Raw genomic sequence first — 6,992 nt, 5'->3', positions numbered from 1 at the left:
CTACTATTTTTGAACGCAAATCGATGGAGTACGCTTTCATTGTCATTCTCGATGCACTAATATTTACTGTACCTCATTTACCTCGAAACTGCTGTAAAAGATGAAAAATGATTGACTCAGGTTAGGGCACTTCAATCACACACTGAACCTGATAGGAATCAAAGTCGAGTGCTTTGATGTCAAACTGTTTGAATTTTTCATTTAAAACTGCCCACTGCGGATCTTCCGTGAATGCTTGCCAGTCCGATGACGATCGCCATTGGGCGTAGTTCACAACTTTGGTTCCATCCGGGCTTTTATGGATCGAGGCAGAAAGAAAGCCTGGACGATGTTTTATCCATCGATCAGCATCACTGACGATCGCGTCAATCAACGCTTGTTGTTGTGAGGGTTCAACGGTGAACACGATAATTTCGGTAAATAGATTGCTTGCTTGTGAAATCGTTGGCATAGTTTAACCTTGCTTAATGATGAACTATGAGCTTGACTTTATCCATTTTGGTAGTGTTTCAGACGTGTGGATAAACAGCTAGATGGGTAATCCCAACTCGTAGCGATTAATGAATAGTCCAATGACAACATCATGCAACCAGATGGATATATGATCACGGCTTTCTTTCATGCAACAAAGCCACTTTGTACTGGGCTTTCGTCTTCATCGTTGAGCTGAGGCTGAGCAGAGAACATAGGCGATAAGGAAAATTTACCGTTTTCCTTATTCATGCAACAATGCCGCATAAAGATGCTCCAGTGTAATTTGCAAATACTAATGCAACCTCAGTTAAAATGCGCTGGGGCATGTGGGAAGGTCGCCGTTTGCACAATGTCATGGTTGAACCAGATCTGTGCTCCTTCATTGCGAATGATCGCATCTACCCGCTCCATCGAACGTCGCGATTCCTCCGGATTGCTATTCATAGTCGGCACACAGCGATGCTCCATGTTGAAGCGAAAATGTGCAACATCGCCTGAGAGCAGAACCAGTCCAGTTTTCGCCAAGCAAAGCAGTAGCGAGCAATGACCGGGAGTGTGCCCCGGCGTGGAAATTACCTTCACTGAACCGTCGCCGAAGATGTCGCGATCGCCATCCATCAGTTTAACTTTCGCTTGCTTAAGATCTTCATAGAGCGACGGAGAATAACCATACTGCTCATAATCAGGGCTGAACATTGCCTTATGCTCGCGACGCTGGATGTACCAGGTCGCGTGCCGGAATAGCGCAGCGTTGCCCACATGATCGAAATGAGCGTGAGACAAAATAACCGTCCTGACGTCTGCAGGCGCGATGCCTATGTCTGCGAGTTGAGAACTTATGGTTCTAACAACGATACCCCTGATGTCGTGGGCAATGATCCTGCCGCCAGGTACTTTTGCGACTTCATCCTCAATGCCAGTGTCCCACATGATCCACTCGCCTGCGCGGCGAATCAGATAAGCATTGCAGGATAGAATGATTTGTTCACCCTTCTTCGCTTTTCCTGGGGAGTAGACAGATTGATCGGGTGCTACCGCGAATCCACCATTTAGGGCGTAGAGCCTGTCGATGGTTCCAGAATGTTTTGTGTTCTCTGTTATAGCGAAATCTCCTATAATCGAATTATTTTGTGCCGAAACCTTTTTGGAGCATCTAAACAATGTTGAGGTAGCAGCAATTGCGGCAACTCCTAAAACTCCTGTATTTATGAATTTTCGTCTTGTTACCATATCTTTCTCCTTTCCTCTTGCTCATACTCGGAACAGCATTGAAGAAACAGTTCTCCGAGCCGACGTTGTATATCGCGGCTGGCGTTCTCTGCGCGATGAACCGCTGCCCAAACACCGAAACTCCGTTCCAGACTCCGAAGAAATCGACATCGAACACGCGCTGTACCTCATCCATACTCGTTTCGATGACGGTTGATAGAGTGGGGAGAACCCCGGCATTATTGACGATCGCATCCGCCCGTCCGAACTCTCCCCAGGCGAAGTCAGCCAAGGCTTCGACTTGACCCCGTTGAGTCACATCACATTCAAACACCCGGACTTCAGTACCGCTTGCGGCCAAAATCGCTGCTGCTTCGTCCAGACGTTCGCGCCGACGCGCCGCAAGGATGATCCGAGCACCATGCTGTGCAAACTGCTTGGCAAACGCAAAGCCAATACCGGTAGCACCTCCGGTTATGACGACCACTTTTGCGTTGAAATCTTGCATCTCGTTGTTCCCTCCTGACAGCTTAGATGGCTAATTTCCCTGACATCGTTTCAAAGATTGCCTCGATCTCTGCGACTGTCTGCTTCGTGCCTGATTCGCGAATGGCGAGGCGAAGGTGTTGATCGTCGCCTCGCCCGGTTGGTGGCTGACCGATCAGAGGCCTTGACCACCAGACACTTCGATCCGCTGCGCGTTCACCCAGCGATTGTCCTCAGACAGCAGACCTGTGATCATCGGCCCGATGTCGTCTGGCAGTCCGACACGACCGAGAGCCGTTATTTCTGCAAACTGCTTGTTGAGTTCTGGGTTGTCGCGGACAACACCGCCGCCAAAATCGGTTTCGATCGCGCCTGGTGCCACCGTGTTGACTGCGATCCCGCGTCCACCCAGCTCCTTAGCCATATATCGGGTAAGCACCTCAACCGCGCCCTTCACCGCTGCATAAGCGGCATAGCCAGGATACGATATCCGCGTCAGTCCAGTAGACAGGTTGACGATGCGACCGCCATCCGCGATCAGCGGCAGCAACGCCTGGGTCAAGAAGAATACACCCTTGAAGTGGACGTTAACCATGCCGTCGAACTGCGCCTCGGTCGTCTTCTCAATCAAAGCGTACTCGCCGTAACCCGCGTTATTAACGAGGCGATCAAATGTCTCACGCTGCCAGGTCTGGCGCAGTGCCGTCCGCAGGCGCTCAGCGAAGGGCGTGAAAGCGGTAACATCGCTGCTGTCGAGCTGAAAGGCGATCGCTTTACGACCCATAGCCTCGATCTCGGCAACAACAGCCTGAGCTTCTTGGGCACTGCTCCTGTATGTGATGATGACATCGCCGCCTTGGCGAGCAACACTTAAAGCAGTGTTTCGTCCAAGCCCACGACCAGCTCCGGTGATCAGGGTGATTTTAGTCATGCTACAACTCCTTTGTTGATCCTTTTGATTGACTTTCGATTGATACGTTCTAAGATGGGTCTGTGATAACTAATGCTCGGGCGCAGCGCTCTACTTTCTAAGGGTCGAGATGGCATTGAGCGTAATTGCACCGTAGAGCGTCTCCTTAGAGCGGATTGTGAAGCTACTTCGTTGCCACGCTGCATGTTTTCTCCGAATTGCACATTCCGCCTTAATTTGAACAAGAACGCGACTACACTATTCCGGAAGCCTCGCTCCATTACTTTGAATTATGGCATTTGCAGCCCAGAGAACAATCGCCAATCCACTCAAAGTTTTGCCTAATTCGCTCAGAGTTGATAAAATTAAGCAATCTTTGGGTTTAATTATGATGGATCGCCGTGAACAAAATGCATGAACTCGCTCAGATTCTTTCACGCCACAGCTTTGCGTCGGAACAAATGCAGCCCACCGTGGTGCCTCGGCTTTCAATTTTTCGTGCCGACCATCCAACAACTCGGACACCTGCAATCTATCACCCTCTATTCTGCTTAGTTGTCTCTGGTCGAAAGCAAGTGTTCTTCGGTGAGAAAACATCTGAGTACGAACCAGGCGATTGCTTTCTTGTTACAGTCAATCTGCCTGTTGTTGGCACCATTTTGCAGGCGCTTCCTGAGCATCCGTATCTCGCGCTATGCCTCGATCTACACCACACAACGCTCGCCGAAATCGCTATCCGAGCAACAGTGGTGTCCAACACCACACAAGGGAGCGATCAGGGACTTCAGGCGGGAACCGCCACAACCGAAGTGATTGATGCAGCCTTGAGGCTGGCGCAATTACTCGACAATGCCCAGCACATCGATGTCCTGGCACCATTATACGAGCAGGAACTGCTCTATCGACTCTACGTTGGGCCGTGGGGTCGGTCACTGCTTGCGGCAAGTCAAGCAAACAGCAGGCTGTCGCAGGTTGGCAGGGCCATTGCGTGGTTGCACGAACACTACGCGACTGACTATACGGCAGATGAATTAGCCAGAATTGCAGGAATGAGTATTTCGACAATGAATCGCCATTTTCGTGAAATCACTGCAATGAGTCCGCTCGAATACCAGAAGTGTATCCGTCTTCAGGAGGCGAGGCGTCTTCTTGCGAGCCAACTAACAGATGTTTCTAGCACTGGATACGCGGTGGGCTATTCAAGCCCGTCGCAATTCAACCGCGAGTATAGTCGACTCTTTGGCGAACCACCAGGTCGTCATGCCAGCCGGATGAGAAGCGCAAAGGAATACACGCAGCACCTGGCATAACAACTGTAGTGCATCCCTAACGGGACTTAAACAAAAATTAAGCCTAAATATAGCCCAAACTGTCTTTATAAGAAGCAAACAGGTCACGATTGAGGGTCAACCAATCGAAAAATCGATAAGACATAGCCGTTCTAAATGCCTCTAAAGCTTCAGTAAAAGTGTTCAAAGGTTTGGTTTGTTTGCCCACCTGCGCCTCAAGCCACCTGTAAGCCAGGGCAAACGCATCTAAATTACTCTTGATCACAACGAAGGTTAAGAAACAACGAAAAAATCAGGATTTCGCGTTTGATTATTTTTTAAGCCCCAAAGCGATGTCTGCGACGGGCTGCGCCTACGCCTAAATTTTTAGCAATAAGCAAGACTTAATGACATTAGTTTTAACTCTATTGATAATATACTTTATTTATTGACATGATGCGGCCGCCCTGACCTGTAAGCTGATGCCAAAGAATAAAAGTATAGGCACAAAAAACTAAAATAAAATGTCGAACTAGGCTTCTTTTCTCTCGGACTTGATATTCTTTTAGTCCTAACCAACCCTTGGCTTCTCTATAAAAAACTTCTACCCAATTTATTGAGCTATAAGTGTCAACTATCCATTGTGGTGTGACAATTGATGAAGAAACATTGGTGATGAAATAGTCGATATCAGTGGCTAGTGAGAAAGTCGCAGCGTTCATGATAATAGCAACATTTCGCTTCCCCACGAGTGGTGATATCTCTACTTCTTTAGTTAACCCATACTGTTTTGGGTTGTTCTAAATTTAGTTGAATTTCTGTAAAAGCCTCTGGGCATAGACTACGGGCTAATTCATCTAGCCTAATTGTTTGTTGAATATTCTCATTTAGAGTCACAGTTACTTTTCGGTTTTTAGCTAATCCTCCTAAATATTTTAATTGCCGTTTATCTATTTCTAATAAAAAGGATGTATTGTTACCATATCCTGCATCTACAATTACTATTCCTGGTTGATATTTTCTTTCTAATGTTTTGTCTATTAATTTGAGCGCTAGTTCAGGTTTTTTCTCAAATTCTGGCGAAGTCTGCCACATCGAATCTTCGACGTGGCGAGCTTCGCGGTCTTGTTTCCCTTGAGGTAGAGAACTGGCGTGCTGATATAACTCTATATCTAATGGTAGGCTTTTTCTGCCATCATCTAGCGTTGTTACCACTACTATTCCATTCTCTGTTTTGCCAATTTCTCCTATATACTGTCTTCCTACCCCGTCCGTAAAATTACCGCTTTTTCTATGTCCAGAATCATCAATTATCAGGCTAAATCCTCTACTAATTCTCGTTTGACTACACTTGTTCATGATCTGTAAACGACGCTCATTGACCTGGTAACTAGACCAAGGTGCCTCAGTTAAGAAGTGGTGTAATCGGTGGTAAGTCACCCCTACAGCGTTCTCTGCCATCTGGAATAGATTTTTTCTCTCACTTTCACCCAATAATCCCCCTACATAGTTTCTAAACTCTCTTTTTTGAGCTTTATAAGTAAACACATCATCAAATCGTTGACACCATCTTTCAAAGCACGGAGGCATGGCTGCGGGGGTAGTTTCTTTCATGAGCTTTGTTCAACGTGAAAGCTATGCTAGTTAAGCATTATACCCTTTTTACTCTCCTCTTTTGTTTAAGTCCCGTTAGGGAATTTATACCAAAAACAGGGTAAATTTCAAGCAGCGATTCAAGCTTACGGTGCGGCCATTGATAGCGTGACACAAATTCGTAATAATCTTTTATCTAGCAATTTAGATGCACAGTTTTTCTATTACGAAAAAGTAGAGCCTGTATATCGCAATTACATGAGATTGCTAATAGCAGAACAGTATTCCCATTTTGAGCGTCAAGTCATAGAAATTAACCAGCAACTTCAAGTAGCACAGTTGGAGGATTACCTCAAGTGTGGCAAGCTTGATCTTGTTGCTTTAGATAAAATTGATAATCTCGCTGGTGCATCAGCAATTATTCACATTATCGATTTGGATAACACTATAGAAGTATTTGCCCAGTTACCAGATTATTCTATTCATCATCATTCTGCTCCCTTGTTCATTACTTAATCCTACTACACGCGATATTGCTGGTAGTTTTTACGTTTAATATCCGAAATCATCCCAACGTGCAGATATTTAAACGCTTCAAAACTTCTCACTTCTGGAAATAGCTTTCTATACCATTCACAGTAATCGTCCACAAATTTTATAGTTTCGGCTGCTTCTCTTGCCTCAAACATAGTCCAGCAAAGAGTTTGCGATACTTTCCCTTCTTATTCTCTCATGAGAGTGATGGAAGAGCGTTATTTTAAACTAAAGGTTTAATTTTCTGAAAGTCCTACGGGGCTTAGACTATAATGCATTCTACTTTTAGTTAGACTCGTCAATATTTAGATGCGTTTGCCCTGCTCCTAGCAGTCGTTAGTAGCATAACTTTAAGAGGCGATAGTAATTTTATCGCCTCAATTAACTAACTAGCAAGAGATAGATAAGAATATGAAACCGATCCAAAAATTAATTTATTGGGTTGAGATCAAAAACCATCTTAAGTCGGAGCAAAATCCTACAGAACACATATTTATTACATATTTATTAAGGTAGTT

General features: G+C 45.7%; 8 protein-coding genes and 2 pseudogenes. 3 read left to right on the top strand and 7 right to left on the bottom strand.

The features are described 5' to 3' along the window. Positions 1-121 precede the first annotated feature (121 nt). The 4 genes from HCR01_RS32930 to HCR01_RS32915 form a co-directional block, all read right to left on the bottom strand. Positions 122-451: an antibiotic biosynthesis monooxygenase family protein gene (locus tag HCR01_RS32930; protein WP_193200170.1), complete on the bottom strand. Its 330-nt coding sequence runs from the start codon at positions 449-451 to the stop codon at positions 122-124. Positions 452-777: 326 nt separating this feature from the next. Then, positions 778-1,704 (bottom strand): N-acyl homoserine lactonase family protein, encoded by a 927-nt coding sequence (locus tag HCR01_RS32925; protein ID WP_193200169.1) that lies wholly within the window; start codon positions 1,702-1,704, stop codon positions 778-780. After that, complete coding sequence (locus HCR01_RS32920; RefSeq protein ID WP_226889836.1) at positions 1,628-2,191, bottom strand: SDR family NAD(P)-dependent oxidoreductase; 564 nt, start codon at positions 2,189-2,191, stop codon at positions 1,628-1,630. The genes HCR01_RS32925 and HCR01_RS32920 overlap by 77 nt, the downstream gene beginning before the upstream one ends. Positions 2,192-2,344: 153 nt before the next feature. Continuing rightward, the gene (locus HCR01_RS32915; protein ID WP_193200168.1) at positions 2,345-3,100 is read right to left on the bottom strand and encodes an SDR family NAD(P)-dependent oxidoreductase; all 756 of its coding nucleotides are present in this window, start codon (positions 3,098-3,100) and stop codon (positions 2,345-2,347) included. 271 nt (positions 3,101-3,371) lie between these two features. On the opposite strand from HCR01_RS32915, the gene HCR01_RS40235 reads away from it, so the two are divergent. Then, positions 3,372-3,497, top strand: coding sequence for a hypothetical protein (locus tag HCR01_RS40235; RefSeq protein WP_264299970.1), 126 nt, complete (start codon positions 3,372-3,374; stop codon positions 3,495-3,497). Beyond that, positions 3,490-4,389, top strand: coding sequence for an AraC family transcriptional regulator (locus HCR01_RS32910; RefSeq protein ID WP_226889840.1), 900 nt, complete (start codon positions 3,490-3,492; stop codon positions 4,387-4,389). The genes HCR01_RS40235 and HCR01_RS32910 overlap by 8 nt, the downstream gene beginning before the upstream one ends. A 43-nt stretch (positions 4,390-4,432) precedes the next feature. On the opposite strand, the gene HCR01_RS32905 is transcribed toward HCR01_RS32910, so the two are convergent. Further along, positions 4,433-4,633: a hypothetical protein gene (locus HCR01_RS32905; RefSeq protein WP_413773999.1), complete on the bottom strand. Its 201-nt coding sequence runs from the start codon at positions 4,631-4,633 to the stop codon at positions 4,433-4,435. A gap of 184 nt (positions 4,634-4,817) precedes the next feature. Beyond that, a pseudogene (locus tag HCR01_RS32900) lies at positions 4,818-5,961 on the bottom strand (IS701 family transposase); the annotation flags it as partial. Between the two features lie 147 nt (positions 5,962-6,108). Here HCR01_RS32900 and HCR01_RS32895 point away from each other — a divergent pair. Next, positions 6,109-6,456, top strand: coding sequence for a hypothetical protein (locus HCR01_RS32895; RefSeq protein ID WP_193200166.1), 348 nt, complete (start codon positions 6,109-6,111; stop codon positions 6,454-6,456). Here HCR01_RS32895 and HCR01_RS32890 read toward each other — a convergent pair. Continuing rightward, positions 6,409-6,629 (bottom strand): annotated as a pseudogene (locus HCR01_RS32890) (IS701 family transposase); the annotation flags it as partial. The gene HCR01_RS32895 and the pseudogene HCR01_RS32890 sit on opposite strands and share 48 nt — an antisense overlap. Between the last annotated feature and the right edge of the window lie 363 nt (positions 6,630-6,992).

The organism is Nostoc sp. MG11 (assembly GCF_014904695.1).
Lineage (GTDB): Bacteria > Cyanobacteriota > Cyanobacteriia > Cyanobacteriales > Nostocaceae > Komarekiella.
This window is presented reverse-complemented; position numbering and strand designations above follow the sequence as displayed.